Here is a 13,457-nt window from a genome sequence, read left to right as displayed (position 1 = left end):
CATGAAAGAACTCACCCGCAAGCGCATTCTGGTCACCGGCGGCGCCGGTTTTCTCGGCTCGCACCTGTGCGAACGGCTGGTCGCGCAGGGACATGACGTGCTCTGTGTCGACAACTTCTATACCGGCACGAAGGACAACATCGCGCATCTGCTCGACTGCGCGAACTTCGAACTGATGCGTCATGACGTGACCTTTCCGCTGTACGTGGAAGTCGACGAGATCTATAACCTCGCGTGCCCCGCCTCGCCGATCCACTACCAGCACGATCCGGTGCAGACCACGAAGACCAGCGTGCACGGCGCGATCAATATGCTCGGGCTCGCCAAGCGCGTAAAAGCGCGGATTTTCCAGGCGTCGACCAGTGAAGTGTATGGCGACGCGCTCGTGCATCCGCAGAAGGAAGACTACTGGGGCCACGTGAATCCGATCGGTCCGCGCTCGTGCTACGACGAAGGCAAGCGCTGCGCGGAAACGCTCTTCATGGACTATCACCGCCAGCATGGCCTGTCGATCCGCATCGCGCGCATCTTCAACACTTACGGCCCGCGCATGCATCCGGCCGATGGCCGCGTGGTGTCGAACTTCATGATGCAGGCGCTGCGCGGCAAACCGCTGACCCTCTATGGCGACGGTACGCAGACGCGTTCGTTCTGCTATGTCGACGACATGATCGACGCCTTCATCCTGTTGATGAACAGCGCCGACGATCCTGGCGGCCCGGTCAATCTCGGCAATCCGCACGAGGTGTCGATGCGCGATATCGCGCAGCGCATCGTCGCGCTGACCGGCTCGGCGTCACCGCTCGAAACGCGGCCGCTGCCGGCCGACGATCCGTGGCATCGGCAGCCGGACATCTCGTTGGCCAAAGCGCTGCTCGGCTGGCAGCCGGGCACGTCGCTCGACGAAGGGCTGCTGCGTACCGCGCGCTATTTCCGCGCGCGGATCGCGGCGAGTCAGCAAACGCCGCCGCATGCGGGCATGGACGGCGCTCAAGCCGCGTCCACTCGCACTCATTGAGCAAGAGGCGCAGCGATGCCCGCGTCGCCGCGCCCCTCGTCACGCGATCACGGCGGCCCCTCGCCGCCCGTCGCGCCATACACCTGCCCCGTCACATAGCTCGCGCGCGACATCGCCAGCGCCACATAAACCGGCGCGATTTCCGCAGGCTGACCCGGACGTCCCATCGGTGTGTCGCCGCCGAATTTTTCGAGGTTCTTCATCGTCTGCCCGCCGCTGACCTGCAACGGCGTCCAGAACGGACCCGGCGCCACCGCGTTCACGCGGATGCCGCGCGAGATCATCTGCTTGGCAAGCGATTTCGTGAAGTTCGCGATCGCGGCCTTCGTCATCGCATAGTCGAGCAGGTTGATCGACGGATTGTAGGCATTCACCGAACTCGTGTTGATGATCGCCGCGCCCGGCGGCATGTGCACAATCGCCGCCTTCGTGATCCAGAACATGCCATACAGATTCGTGCGCAAGGTCCAGTCGAAATCCTCGGTGCTGATGTCGAGGATCGAATCGTGGCTGTGCTGCCGCGCCGCGTTGTTGACGAGGATGTCGAGGCCGCCCATGCTGTTGGCCGCGCGATCGACGGCCTGCTTGCAGAACGCTTCGTCGCGAATGTCGCCAGGTATCGCAACCGCGTTGCGGCCCGCGCCGCGAATCAGCGCCACCACTTCGCGCGCATCCGGCTCCTCGGCGGGCAGATAGATGATCGATACGTCCGCGCCTTCGCGCGCGAACGCGATCGCCGCCGCGCGGCCGATGCCGGAATCGCCGCCGCTGATCAGTGCCTTGCGCCCCGCGAGCAGGCCGCTACCGCGATAGCTCGACTCGCCATGATCGGGGCGCGGTGTCATGCGGCCCGCGAGGCCGGGCCACGGCTGCTGTTGATCCTGAAACGGCGGGTGCGGATACAGGCCGCGAGGATCGCTCAGCGATGCGCTCGCGTCCGGCGCGGCCGGCGCGTTGCCGCCGCTGCTGTCCGGCGCGCCGGGCTCGGCGGCGAGCGCATTGCCCGCGAAGACGGCGGCCAGACCGGCCGCCGCGCTTTGCACTACCTTGCGGCGCGTTTGCGACACGTGGTCCGCCGGCGTGTCGTCGTCCGCTTGCGACTCGCGGCCCGGCGCGCTCGTCGATCGATCGTTGGACATAGGTTTCTCCTTCTTCGACATGCCGACGAACGAGCAAGCCCTATACCGTTCACGACGCTAAAAGCGCACCGGTCGTGCGCATTCAGGACGAACGGATGGTCGACTCGGTGTCGCTCATCAGCGCCGTCATCGGTCCCGCGCTCAACGCGGCCATGATGGTCGCGAGGCGATCCGGCGGGCAATCCAGCAGATCGACGCTCAACGACTCCCGCCCGCCCGCGCAGTTCACGTGCGCGGACCAGCCGCACACCTGCGCATGATGTTCGATCAGGCTTTTCCACACTGCGACGACTCGCAATGATCCCGGGTTTGCATAAACAGTCACACGCTTTACGTTCATGGCTTCACACGGCAGGGTGCCGCGCCTCGGGTTCAAATCTCTGATGTCTTCCTATTGTTGTGTAGTTCAGGTTAGACATGCGACCTTTCAAAGCAAAGCACGCGCTCTGTCCGTAACTGAACTGTTACGGACAGAGGGACGCGCGCCGAGAACCGGCAGCCAATACCTATGCGGCGGTCGTGTCCGCGCGAATGCGCATCACGGTTTGGCGAGACGTGCCGAAGCGCCGCGCGACCTCGCTGATCGACTGTCCCCCGCCGAGCGATTGCAGCACGTGTTGACGCTGCTGCTCGGACAGCGACGGCGGCCTGCCCGTATGCCTGCCGCTCGCGCGCACGGCCGCGAGACTGTCGCGGCTGCGCAGGCTGCGGCACGCGGCATCGAGCCGCACGAGCGCGCGCAGCGCCTTCACCGCCGAGGGCTCGGGACGGCCGGCCAGATCGGTATGGCCGACTTCGACGCAACGCAGCGCGACGCCGGCCTTGCGGCACTGCATCACGGTGGTGAGGATGTCGCGCGCGTTGCAACCGAGCGCGGCCAGTTCCAGCACGACGAGTGTGTCGCGCGGCACGATTCGCCGGATCAGACTCTGCAGCCCGGGGCGCTCGCGCCCCTGCACGTAGGCCGGCAGGTCTTCGACGGTGACGCGGGCGAGCGTGACCATGTAGCCGGCCTTGTCGAGCCGGATCAGCGCCTGTTCGTGCCGAAGCGCATCGTGCGCGCCGAATAGATAGGTGTGTAGTTTTTCCACGTTGCTTTCGTAACCATGATCCGCCGTTCGCGGCGCTATTTCACCGGGGTGTCACCTCGTCGCGTTCACGGCTGCCGCTGGCCGCCCTGATGCGTCGGCGGCGTCTGGTTCTGTTGCTGCTGTCCGCTGTCGCGGCCGGGCTGCACCGGATTGGTCGGCTGACGGTTCGAGTTCTTGTCCGAAGTCATGACATTCTCCTATGTAGGTTGCGGGTGACCGTGGCTGACCACGGCCATCTCGAACGCTTCGCAACGCGCGTTCCCGGTCCCGCGCCGCGCGAGCGATGTCGACGTCGACGTCAGGCCATCGCCACGCTCCATGAACAGGATTGATCCTTGTATGAAATAAATCCATTTTTATTCATACACGGAAAATCCTATCATCGCTTCCAGTTACTTTCTCTGGACGACACACGAAACATGGTCACTACGCACAATCTGGGCTTTCCGCGCATCGGCGCGAACCGCGAACTGAAATTCACGCTCGAAAGATACTGGAAGAACGAGTCATCGCGCGACGAACTGAAGGCCATCGGCGCACAGCTTCGCGAGCGTCATTGGAAAGACCAGGCGGGCCTGGATTTCGCACCCGTTGGCGACTTCGCGTTTTACGACCATGTGCTGGACATGAGCTTCACGCTCGGCAACCTGCCCACGCGTGTGCGCGGCTTCCATGGCGATGTGCTCGACAACTATTTCCGCGTCGCGCGCGGTCGTTCGGCGCAAGGTGCCGAGGATCACAGCGGGTGTTGCGGCGGTGTGGCCGCCGGTGAAATGACGAAGTGGTTCGATACGAACTATCACTATATCGTCCCTGAATTCGACGCGAACACGCAGTTCTCGCTCGATCCGTCGCGGCTGCTCGAACAGCTCAATCAAGCCCGCACGCTGGGCGTCAAAGCGAAGCCGGTCATCATCGGCCCGCTCACCTATCTGTGGCTTGGCAAGGCAAAGGACGACGCCGACAAGCTCGCGCTGCTGCCGCGCCTGCTGCCCGTCTACGCCGCATTGCTCGACTACTTCACGGCCCGAGGGATCGAGTGGATTCAGATCGACGAGCCGGTGCTCGCGACGGAACTCGACGCAACGTGGCGTCAGGCGTTCCGTACCGCGTATGAAGCGCTGTCGGAGCGGCGCGTCAAGCTGCTGCTCGCCACCTATTTCGGCCCGTTGCAGCACAATCTCGAACTCGCGTGCAAGCTGCCGGTCGATGGCCTGCATATCGACGCGATCAATGCCCGCGATGAAATCGCGAAGGCGGTCGCGCAATTGCCTGCGACGTCGGTCGTCTCGGTCGGTGCGATCAATGGCCGCAACATCTGGAAGACCGACCTTGCCGCAGCGCTGGAATGGCTCGAGCCGCTGCATCGCACGCTCGGCGATCGTCTGTGGATTGCACCGTCGTGCTCGTTGCTGCACACCCCGGTCGATCTGAATAGCGAGCAGAAACTCGACGCGGAAATCAAGTCGTGGTTCGCGTTCGCGCTGCAAAAGCTCGATGAACTGACCGTGCTGGCCAGCGCGCTGAACAATGGCCGAGCTTCCGTCGCCGACGCGCTGGCGGCTAACGCGAAGGCCATCGAGAGCCGCCGCACCTCGCCGCGCGTGCACAACCCCGCCGTAAAGGCAGCCATTGCGCGCATCGATGCGTCGCTCGGCAAGCGTGCAAGCGCCTACCCGCAGCGCGCAGAAAAGCAATCCGCGATTCTCGATCTGCCCGCATTCCCGACCACGACGATCGGCTCGTTCCCACAAACTAGCGAAATCCGCCACGCACGCAGCCAGTTCAAGGCAGGCGAACTCGATCAGCCCGGCTACAAGGCAGCGATGGAGCAGGAAATCACGCGCGCCGTGAAGGAGCAGGAAGCGCTCGGCCTCGACGTGCTCGTTCACGGCGAAGCGGAACGTAACGACATGGTCGAATACTTCGGCGAGCAGCTGGACGGCTATGCGTTCAGCGAGTTCGGCTGGGTGCAGTCGTATGGTTCGCGTTGCGTGAAGCCGCCTATCCTGTTCGGCGACATCAGCCGTCCGAAGGCGATGACCGTCGACTGGATCAGCTACGCGCAGTCGCAAACGACGAAGCCCATCAAAGGCATGCTAACCGGCCCTGTCACGATGCTGAACTGGTCGTTCGTGCGTGATGATCAGCCGCGCTCGGTGTCTTGCTACCAGCTCGCCCTGGCGATCCGCGAAGAGGTCCTCGACCTCGAAAAGGCGGGCGCGCGTGTGATCCAGATCGACGAAGCGGCGCTGCGCGAAGGTCTGCCGCTGCGTCGCGCGCAATGGAACGAGTACCTGCAATGGGCGGTGGCATCGTTCCGCATCACGGCAAACGGCGTGCGGGACGAAACGCAGATCCATACGCACATGTGCTATTCCGAGTTCAACGACATCATCGCGTCGATCGCCGACATGGATGCGGACGTGATCACGATCGAAACTTCGCGCTCCGATATCGAGCTGCTCGATGCGTTTGACAACTTCAAATATCCGAACGGGATCGGTCCGGGCGTGTATGACATCCACTCGCCGAACATCCCGAGCCCGGAACAAATGGTGAACCTGATGAAGAAGGCAGCCACGCGCATTCCGGCTGAGCGCCTTTGGGTCAATCCGGACTGCGGGTTGAAGACCCGTGCGTGGTCCGAGGTGATTCCGGCGCTGACCAACATGGTTGCGGCCGCGAAAACCCTGCGCCAGCTTGAATTCGGCCAGCTTTAACTCACGATGCACCGCTGGCAGCGAGCTTGACAAATAGTCTGGCTGCTTCGTTGCCATGGGACAAAGCGCGCAGTGCAAGGGAGAGCGCTAGCTGTGCGTCGTGGGAGGCCGCGCTACGATCCTGATCGAAGAGCTTGACGGCGTGGCGCATATGCTGCGCCGCCTGCATGTGCAGCTCCACGGCCGCCGCATGATGTTTTGCCACGTCCGCGGCACTTGCGGCTGAGCCGGTCGATGAAGGCGTTATTGATGGCGTATTGGCGCTGTGCGCGCCAGCGTCGTGTGCCTGATCGATCGCATGCAACGTGTGGCCATGGGCCATCATCGCCTGATGTGCGGCGTGGGCAAAGTCTTGACCGTCATCGAAATGCCGCGACGCCTCGCGGTGATGTCGCGCGGCCTGCTCGTGATGTGACGCCGCGGCTTCGAGATGAGCTTTCTTGCTGTGCTTCGTGTTCATGCCGGCTCCTGTGCAACTTCAGGATTGACTCGAATGGCGACCGGTTCGAAGACACAGTGGTGGGTCGCAACAAGATCCTAATCTACACGCCCTTGCGTCTTCTGTGGCATTTGCGTGTCGCGGAGAATCGCCGGAGTGGCCTCAAGGGGAATCTTTGGGCCTGATCGTGTACTTCAGCATTCTTTCGCGTGACGCCTCGAGCAGCCGCGTCATCGCAGCGGACGCGGCCTCCGGTTCGCGCGATACGATCCCGCAACGCACCGCGTCATGCAATTCGATATCCTCGCTGGGCCGCGCCGCCTGCCGCAAAAGCATTTCGGACGATACTCGCAGCGCGGCCTTGATCGCGCTGCCAATCGTGATGAACATGCCGTTCTGCGACATCGCGATGATCGCCATATGAAACTCCAGCACCGCTTCGCCCACCGCGCGAATCTCCGACTTCGCCGCTGGCGACGCATACGCGTTCGCCAACTCGCGATACCGGCGCTCGATCAGTTGCAGGTCTTCGTCGCTGCCATGCCGCGCCGCCAGAAAACTCGCGCGAGGCTCGAAGCAAAGGCGCATCTCGAAGATGTCTTCGACGATTTTCGAATCGAACTGCGCATTGAGCCGCCATGCGAGCACATCGCGGTCGAGCAGATTCCAGTCGGAGAACGGCAACACACGTGTGCCGATTTTCGGCGTCACTTCAATCAGGCGCTTGCCGGTGAGCTGTTTGATCGCCTCACGGACAGTCGTACGACTCACGCGGTACTCGCTGCACAATTCGCCTTCGACAGGGAGTAGATCGCCCGGGCCGAATTCGCCCGAGACGATCCTCATGCCGACGATTCTCGCGACTTGTGCCGTCATCGTACCGACGACGGGCTCACGCTCGAACATCACCCCTCCTTCGTAGACGCCCGCCGCGAACGAGCTAGCGCTTTGCCGCCGTCGTGACGATCACGTTCCACGAGCCAGGCTTCAGACGCGCGGTGATTGTCTCTCCGTCGACCAACACGCTGGCGTTGGTTGCGGGCACGACCGTCAACGGGGCTTCGCGCGTGTTCACCGCCTTCATGTTCGCGTGGCGAAGTTCGAGCGCGTGATCGAGCGTGCGCTCCGTGCCGAGTCCACGTAACGCGATGGTCAGATCCATCTCGTCGGTCAGGTGCCGGTTCAACGCGAAGATCGCCGTGGTGCCGGTCGCCCGGTCGTCGACCACGGCGGCGCACAGGTAGGCAATCTCGGGGAAGGTCTCGGCCTCGTAAGTCGGCGATTCGATCACCGGCTTGAGCACGCGGCCATGACCGAACTTCGACGCCTGCGAGAACGGATAGAAGATCGTCTGCCGCCAGGCAGCGCCGCCCGGTTCGGTCATGATCGGGCCGATCACATTGACGAGTTGCGCGAGACAGGCTGTCTTCACCCGGTCGGCGTTGTTCATCATCGTGATCAGCGCGCCGCCCACCACCAGCGCGTCCTCGGCGTTGTAGACCTCTTCGATCAGGCGCGGCGCGCTCGGCCAGCCCGGCTTGCGCAGATCGTTGATCGAGCGGGCCTTGTACCAGACGTTCCATTCGTCGAACGACAGCATGATGCGTTTGGTCGAATGCTTGCGCGCGGCTACGCTGTCCGCGACGGCGACGATCTCCTTGATGAACAGGTCCATCACGTCGATGTTGCCGAAGAACTCCGCAGTCGAGTCGTGACGGTTTTCGAAGTACGTATGCAGCGAGATAAAGTCGACCTGGTCGAAGCAGTGTTCGAGCACGCGGTCTTCCCAAGCGCCGTAAGTCGCCATCTCATGGGTCGACGACCCGCACGCCGCGAGCTGGATGGTGGGATCGACCGCGCGCATCAGCTTGGCCGTTTCGAGCGCGGCGCGGCCGTATTCGTCGGCGGTCTTGCGGCCGATTTGCCATGGCCCGTCCATCTCGTTGCCAAGACACCAGAACTTGATGTCGTGCGGTTTTTCGTAACCATGCTCATGACGCAGGTCCGACAGCGCGGTGCCGCCTGGATGATTGCAATACTCGACGAAGTGCCGTGCTTCGTCCGGTCCGCGCGTGCCGAGGTTGACGCCATACATTGGCTCGATGTCGAGCTCGCGGCACCAGTCGATGAATTCATTGGTGCCGAACTGGTTGGTCTCGACCGAATACCACGCGAGATCAAGGCGCTTCGGCCGCTGCTCTTTCGGACCGACGCCGTCCTCCCAGTTGTAGCCGGACAGAAAGTTGCCACCGGGATAGCGAACGATGGTCGGTCCGAGTTCGCGCGTCAGCTCCATCACGTCTTTCCGATAGCCGCGCGAATCGGCCTCGGGATGGTCCGGCTCATAAATGCCGGTGTAAACGCAGCGGCCCATATGTTCGACGAAGGTGCCGAAGACGCGCCGGTCAAGGTCCGCGACGACGAAATCCCGGTCGACGACAAGGCGGGAAGCAATCATGGTGGTATGTCCTGTGGTGAGATCGGCTAGGCGCGCCGCCCCATGCGGCACGCTGGCTACCAGGTTCGGAGCGGCGCGGCAACTACCTGGACAGCAGCTTGTTGACGCGGTCTTGCGCGTCTTGCTGGACCGCGGCAATCGGCTTGCCGGACGTCAACATATTGCTGGCCTCGCTGCCGACAATCTCCTGAATCGCGAACTGGCGCGGCACCGTGTTCGGCAGCGAATAGCCGGTCGACGAGATTTCCTTGATCGACGCGCGATGCGGCAATGCGTTGAACGCCGCGCTATCGATGACCGACTGGCGCGCCGGCAGATGGCCAGTGCGTGCCCAGTCGGCGTCGTGGTCGTAGAGGAACTTGAGGAACACGAACGCAGCGTGGCGAGTCTTGTCATCCTTCGCGCCGCCCTTGAGCATGACCCATGAATGGCCGTCGGCCCACACGGCTTTCCTCTGGAACAGATTCGGAAACGGCACGACTTCATAGCCGTTGTTGGCCAGCGGCGAGTCCGTCTTTTTCGACAGGTTGGTCATGTCCTCGATCACCCACGTCCCGCAAATCAGCACGCCGGCCTTGCCGTTCATGAACGCCTGGTTGGATGCGCCATAGTCGAGGTTCGGCGTAATGTCGCCCGCCTTCATCAGCCCGTCCAGCAGTTGCAGCGCGTTGGTCACGGGCTTGCCGTGCAGATCGATCTGGGTCGAGCCCGACGGAAACAGCGTGCCGTTCTGCTGATAGACCATCGTGTACAGCGAGCGCGTCTGCGCGGCGGTTTCGTTCGCAATCGGCATCGCGAAGTACGGCAGACCGGTTTTGTCCTTGAACTGCTTCGCCTGTTTGAGCAGTTCGTCAGGCGTGGTCGGCAGGATCGGCTTGCCGCCCGCGTCGACCAGACCCGCCTTTTTGAACAGGTTGACGTTGATGTGCCAGAGCCACGAATGTGTATCGAACGGCAGTGCGTACGTCTTGTCGCCGAACGTGACGCCACGGTGCGCGTGAGCCGTGAAGTCCTTGGTATCGACACCGACTGCTTTGAAACCGTCGTCGAGCGGTTCGACGAGCTTGCGCTTCACATAGTCGCCGAGCACGGCTTCGTGCATGACCGAGATCGTCGGCACGTCGTGACTCAGAATGCGCGCATCGATCTGCGTATAGTAAGGATTCCATTCGATGATCTGCGGCTTGACGACGATGTCTTCCTTGTTCGTCGCATTGAACTGGTTGACCAGTGTCGTGATGATTCCGCATTCGCCCGCGGCTTTGTTCACATCGTTCACGTTGCCGTATTCAGCGTCGCAGGCGCCAAAAAAACGCGACAGCGTAATCTCGGTTTTGGCCTGCGCTGGCGCCGTGAGGCCGGCCGCCAGACTCAGCAACGCGAGCGAAAGCGCACCGCGCACGAGCGATCTCTTCATGATTGTCTCCGGTGTCGATGGGAGTTAGCGCTTCAGCACTTACTCTGGTCTCATAGCGCTAGCTTCAATCCCATCAATGGTGGTTGATAAATGAGCCGCGTATTTCCGATCGACACCGCGCGGCTTCGGGTTGGTCAACGTCGTCAGCGGTTCTGCTTTATCCAAGGTCTCTACTGGCGGGAACATCGGCATGCAAGCGGTTTAGCGCACCGTGGTGCCAGCCACGGCCGCCACGATGTACTTCTGGAAAAACAGATACAGCACGAAGATCGGCAGGCCGGCGAACACGGCTTGCGCCATCAGGTAGCCGATGCCTTCGGACTGTGCGAAGTTGCCTTGCGTCGACGCGAGGCCAATGGTCAGCGTGTACATCTCCGGCTTCGATGCCGACACGAGCGGCCACAGGTAGTCGTTCCACGCGCTGAGGAAAGTGAAGATCGCGAGCGTCGCCTGCGCCGGAATCGACAGCGGCAACACGATGCGCCAGAACACCTTGAAGCGCGACGCGTTGTCGAGCAACGCCGCTTCCTCGATATCCACGGGCACCGCCTTGAAGTACTGCGTCATCAGGTACACGCCGAACGGCGAAGCAAGCCGCGGCATGATCAGCGCGCCATAGGTGTTGTGCCAGTCGAGCGACGCGAAGATGCTATGCAGCGGAACCACGAGCGCCTGCTCGGGAACCGCGAGCCCGGCCAGACAGATCACGTACAGCCAGCGCTTGCCCGGAAATGTCGTGCGCGCAAAGCCGTAACCCGCGAGCGACGCGATGACGAGCGTCAGGAACGTCTGCCCCAGCGCGACGATCACGCTATTGATCAGCCAACCGCCGACCGCCGAAGTCCCGATGATGCTGGTGTAGTTCTGCAGCGTGAACGGCGGCGAGAACAACACATCGGTATGTTGCTGGAGGAACGCGTTCGGTTTGAACGACAGCGCGAACACCCAGACCAGCGGCGCGATCCAGATGAGCGCGAGCAGCACGACGGCGCCGAGCATCACGCGCTCGCCGAGACGGCCGGCCAGCGCGCCGCGCGAACGTTGGTGGCCCGAAGGACTCGGGGCGGGCTTGAGCGCGGCGGTACTCATGCGGAGTCCTTTCTGCGTACGATCCATGCCTGCACGGCGATGCCCAGCAGCATCAACGCGAACAGCACCTGGGCCGCGGCGGCCGAATAGCCGAACAACCATTGGCGGAAGCCGGATTCGTAAATGAACTGGACGAGCGGCCGCGACGCGTTGTTCGGACCACCGTCGGTCAGCAGTTGCGCCTGACCGAACAACTGGAACTGGAACACCGCCTCGATTACCGCGACCAGCGCGACGGTACGCCCGATCGACGGCAACGTGATCGACGCGAACGTGCGCCAGCGGGTTGCGTTATCGAGCGCGGCTGCTTCGTAGAGCTCCTGTGGGATCTGCTGAAGTGCGGCAAGGAACAGCATCATCGGCAGGCCGACGATCCACCATACGGTGACGACCGCGATCATCGGCAACGCCGTGGCTTCATGGACGAGCGGCACGTACTCGGGAAGGTTCAGCGCATGGCTCAGGTCGGCAAGCAGCCCATGGCCCGGCATCAGCACGAGTTTCCAGACCAGCGTGACGATCGTGACCGACAGCACCGACGAACCGAAGAAGATCGCACGCAGCGCGGCGCAGAACCGGCCAGGCCGGTTGAGCACGAGCGCGAGCGCGAGACCCAGCGCGACGAACATCGGCACGGTCATCAGCACGAAGTAGCACGTGTTGCGTACAGCCCCGCGAAAGATGGGATCGGATGCGAGGTCCAGGTAATTCTTGATGCCGATAAACTCGCTCGTGCCTGCGAGCAGGTCGACGTTCTGCAAGCTCAGCCACCAGCCGTAAGCGAGCGGCACCACCAGCAGCAGCACGTAGACGATCACGAACGGCAACACGAACAGTCCGTTCGACCAGGACGCGAGGGGATAGTTGAAACGGCGTTGCCGCGCCTTCGGCAAGTCGGCCGTCAGCGAACGCTCAGCCGCCATGGTGTGCCATCCCGCTTGCGTCGAACAGATGCAGATGGGCGGCGTCGATGCTCATACGGATCAGGTCGCCGGCCTGCAATTCGTACTCGCGCGGAATTTCGATCACGACCAGTTGATTGCTCGCGAGGCTCACGTGCGCGAGCGAGCGATCGCCGAGTCGCTCGATGAATTCGGCGCGGCCGGTGAGAGCACCATCTGGGTCGATCACTACGTGCTCGGCGCGAACGCCGAGCGTGAGTTGGCCAGGCGGCAAGCTCCCGGCCGCGATCGTAGTCGGAATGACGACGTTGTCGACCGGCAAGCGGATCAGCAAACGGCCGCCGTTTTCGCCGGCCGGTTCGACGTCGATAAAGTTCATTGCCGGCGCGCCGATAAAGCCCGCGACAAAGCGCGTGGCCGGATGCCGGTAGATCTCGAGCGGCGCGCCGATCTGTTCGATGCGGCCGCGGTTCATTACGACGATCCGTGTCGCAAGCGTCATTGCTTCGATCTGATCGTGGGTCACGAAGATCATCGTTGAGCTGAGGCGGCGATGGATTCGCGCGAGTTCGACCCGGGTGCGAGTGCGCAGCGACGCATCGAGGTTCGACAGCGGCTCGTCGAACAGGAACGCTTCCGGTTCCTTGACCACTGCGCGGCCGATTGCGACGCGCTGGCGCTGACCGCCCGACAGTTGGGCGGGACGACGCTTGAGCAGCGCATCGAGTTCGAGCATGCGGGCGGCTTCGGTGATGCGCCGTTCGATCTCGCTGGCGGCCACGCCGGTATTTCGCAGTCCGAACGCCATATTGTCGTAGACCGTCATATGCGGATAGAGCGCGTAGTGCTGGAACACCATCGCGACATCGCGCCTGGCCGGCGGCAAGTCGGTGACCTCCCGGCCACCGATGCTGATCTGCCCTTCGCTGACGCCTTCGAGCCCGGCAATCATTCGCAGCAGCGTCGACTTACCGCAACCGGACGGACCCAAAAAGACGAGGAACTCGCCTTCGTGGATATGGAGGTCGAGACCCGCGATCACTTCCGTGTCGCCATATCGCTTTGTCACGCCGTTGAGCTGAATGCCCGTCACCGCGCCTCCTTGGGTTATGTCCCGGAACTACTGTCTCTGTCTACTTTGATATTATGAAAATATACTAATGTCGCCTCGCTCTACGCGT

Annotated in this window: 13 protein-coding genes; 2 read left to right on the top strand and 11 right to left on the bottom strand. The window is 62.6% G+C overall.

Annotated features, from left to right (window positions below):
* The first annotated feature begins 1 nt into the window (after window position 1).
* Window positions 2-1,018 carry a UDP-glucuronic acid decarboxylase family protein gene (locus BJG93_RS29595; protein ID WP_027194797.1) on the top strand — a complete coding sequence of 339 codons (1,017 nt, stop codon included), beginning with the start codon at window positions 2-4 and terminating at the stop codon, window positions 1,016-1,018.
* A 47-nt stretch (window positions 1,019-1,065) separates the two neighbouring features.
* Here the strand turns inward: BJG93_RS29595 and BJG93_RS29590 are convergent, their stop codons facing one another.
* The 4 genes from BJG93_RS29590 to BJG93_RS36155 all read right to left on the bottom strand — a co-directional run bounded on the left by BJG93_RS29590 (window position 1,066) and on the right by BJG93_RS36155 (window position 3,436).
* Window positions 1,066-2,157, bottom strand: a complete 1,092-nt coding sequence (locus BJG93_RS29590; protein ID WP_231337651.1) for an SDR family oxidoreductase — start codon at window positions 2,155-2,157, stop codon at window positions 1,066-1,068.
* An 82-nt stretch (window positions 2,158-2,239) separates the two neighbouring features.
* A complete protein-coding gene (locus tag BJG93_RS29585; RefSeq protein WP_231337650.1) occupies window positions 2,240-2,455 on the bottom strand; it encodes a hypothetical protein in 216 nt (71 codons plus the stop codon).
* 208 nt (window positions 2,456-2,663) lie between these two features.
* Window positions 2,664-3,248 (bottom strand): recombinase family protein, encoded by a 585-nt coding sequence (locus BJG93_RS29580; RefSeq protein ID WP_027194794.1) that lies wholly within the window; start codon window positions 3,246-3,248, stop codon window positions 2,664-2,666.
* Between the two features lie 65 nt (window positions 3,249-3,313).
* The gene (locus BJG93_RS36155) at window positions 3,314-3,436 is read right to left on the bottom strand and encodes a hypothetical protein (protein WP_269217477.1); all 123 of its coding nucleotides are present in this window, start codon (window positions 3,434-3,436) and stop codon (window positions 3,314-3,316) included.
* A 231-nt stretch (window positions 3,437-3,667) separates the two neighbouring features.
* On the opposite strand from BJG93_RS36155, the gene metE reads away from it, so the two are divergent.
* A complete protein-coding gene (gene metE, locus BJG93_RS29575) occupies window positions 3,668-5,971 on the top strand; it encodes a 5-methyltetrahydropteroyltriglutamate--homocysteine S-methyltransferase (RefSeq protein WP_027194793.1) in 2,304 nt (767 codons plus the stop codon).
* A gap of 1 nt (window position 5,972) precedes the next feature.
* On the opposite strand, the gene BJG93_RS29570 is transcribed toward metE, so the two are convergent.
* From BJG93_RS29570 to BJG93_RS29540, 7 genes are all read right to left on the bottom strand, one after another.
* The gene (locus BJG93_RS29570) at window positions 5,973-6,431 is read right to left on the bottom strand and encodes a hypothetical protein (protein ID WP_027194792.1); all 459 of its coding nucleotides are present in this window, start codon (window positions 6,429-6,431) and stop codon (window positions 5,973-5,975) included.
* Window positions 6,432-6,572: 141 nt separating this feature from the next.
* Window positions 6,573-7,316, bottom strand: coding sequence for a FadR/GntR family transcriptional regulator (locus BJG93_RS29565; protein ID WP_027194791.1), 744 nt, complete (start codon window positions 7,314-7,316; stop codon window positions 6,573-6,575).
* Between the two features lie 34 nt (window positions 7,317-7,350).
* Window positions 7,351-8,868 (bottom strand): arabinosylfuranosidase ArfA, encoded by a 1,518-nt coding sequence (gene arfA, locus BJG93_RS29560; protein WP_027194790.1) that lies wholly within the window; start codon window positions 8,866-8,868, stop codon window positions 7,351-7,353.
* Between the two features lie 82 nt (window positions 8,869-8,950).
* The gene (locus BJG93_RS29555) at window positions 8,951-10,285 is read right to left on the bottom strand and encodes an extracellular solute-binding protein (protein ID WP_027194789.1); all 1,335 of its coding nucleotides are present in this window, start codon (window positions 10,283-10,285) and stop codon (window positions 8,951-8,953) included.
* 201 nt (window positions 10,286-10,486) lie between these two features.
* The gene (locus BJG93_RS29550; protein ID WP_051374210.1) at window positions 10,487-11,374 is read right to left on the bottom strand and encodes a carbohydrate ABC transporter permease; all 888 of its coding nucleotides are present in this window, start codon (window positions 11,372-11,374) and stop codon (window positions 10,487-10,489) included.
* Window positions 11,371-12,297, bottom strand: coding sequence for a carbohydrate ABC transporter permease (locus BJG93_RS29545; RefSeq protein WP_027194787.1), 927 nt, complete (start codon window positions 12,295-12,297; stop codon window positions 11,371-11,373). The genes BJG93_RS29550 and BJG93_RS29545 overlap by 4 nt, the downstream gene beginning before the upstream one ends.
* Complete coding sequence (locus BJG93_RS29540; RefSeq protein ID WP_027194786.1) at window positions 12,287-13,369, bottom strand: ABC transporter ATP-binding protein; 1,083 nt, start codon at window positions 13,367-13,369, stop codon at window positions 12,287-12,289. The genes BJG93_RS29545 and BJG93_RS29540 overlap by 11 nt, the downstream gene beginning before the upstream one ends.
* Between the last annotated feature and the right edge of the window lie 88 nt (window positions 13,370-13,457).

The organism is Paraburkholderia sprentiae WSM5005 (genome assembly GCF_001865575.2).
In the GTDB taxonomy this organism is placed as follows: domain Bacteria; phylum Pseudomonadota; class Gammaproteobacteria; order Burkholderiales; family Burkholderiaceae; genus Paraburkholderia; species Paraburkholderia sprentiae.
Note: the sequence above shows the minus strand (reverse complement) of the source record. Positions and strands in the feature narration are given on the sequence as shown.

Bases quoted from the DNA above. Each gene is read 5' to 3' on its own strand.
- BJG93_RS29545 (WP_027194787.1), bottom strand. From the start codon at position 12,297: ATGGCGGCTGAGCGTTCGCTGACGGCCGACTTGCCGAAGGCGCGGCAA.
- metE (WP_027194793.1), top strand. From the start codon at position 3,668: ATGGTCACTACGCACAATCTGGGCTTTCCGCGCATCGGCGCGAACCGC.
- arfA (WP_027194790.1), bottom strand. From the start codon at position 8,868: ATGATTGCTTCCCGCCTTGTCGTCGACCGGGATTTCGTCGTCGCGGAC.
- BJG93_RS29565 (WP_027194791.1), bottom strand. From the start codon at position 7,316: ATGTTCGAGCGTGAGCCCGTCGTCGGTACGATGACGGCACAAGTCGCG.
- BJG93_RS29595 (WP_027194797.1), top strand. From the start codon at position 2: ATGAAAGAACTCACCCGCAAGCGCATTCTGGTCACCGGCGGCGCCGGT.
- BJG93_RS29570 (WP_027194792.1), bottom strand. From the start codon at position 6,431: ATGAACACGAAGCACAGCAAGAAAGCTCATCTCGAAGCCGCGGCGTCA.
- BJG93_RS36155 (WP_269217477.1), bottom strand. From the start codon at position 3,436: ATGACTTCGGACAAGAACTCGAACCGTCAGCCGACCAATCCGGTGCAG.
- BJG93_RS29555 (WP_027194789.1), bottom strand. From the start codon at position 10,285: ATGAAGAGATCGCTCGTGCGCGGTGCGCTTTCGCTCGCGTTGCTGAGT.
- BJG93_RS29590 (WP_231337651.1), bottom strand. From the start codon at position 2,157: ATGTCCAACGATCGATCGACGAGCGCGCCGGGCCGCGAGTCGCAAGCG.
- BJG93_RS29550 (WP_051374210.1), bottom strand. From the start codon at position 11,374: ATGAGTACCGCCGCGCTCAAGCCCGCCCCGAGTCCTTCGGGCCACCAA.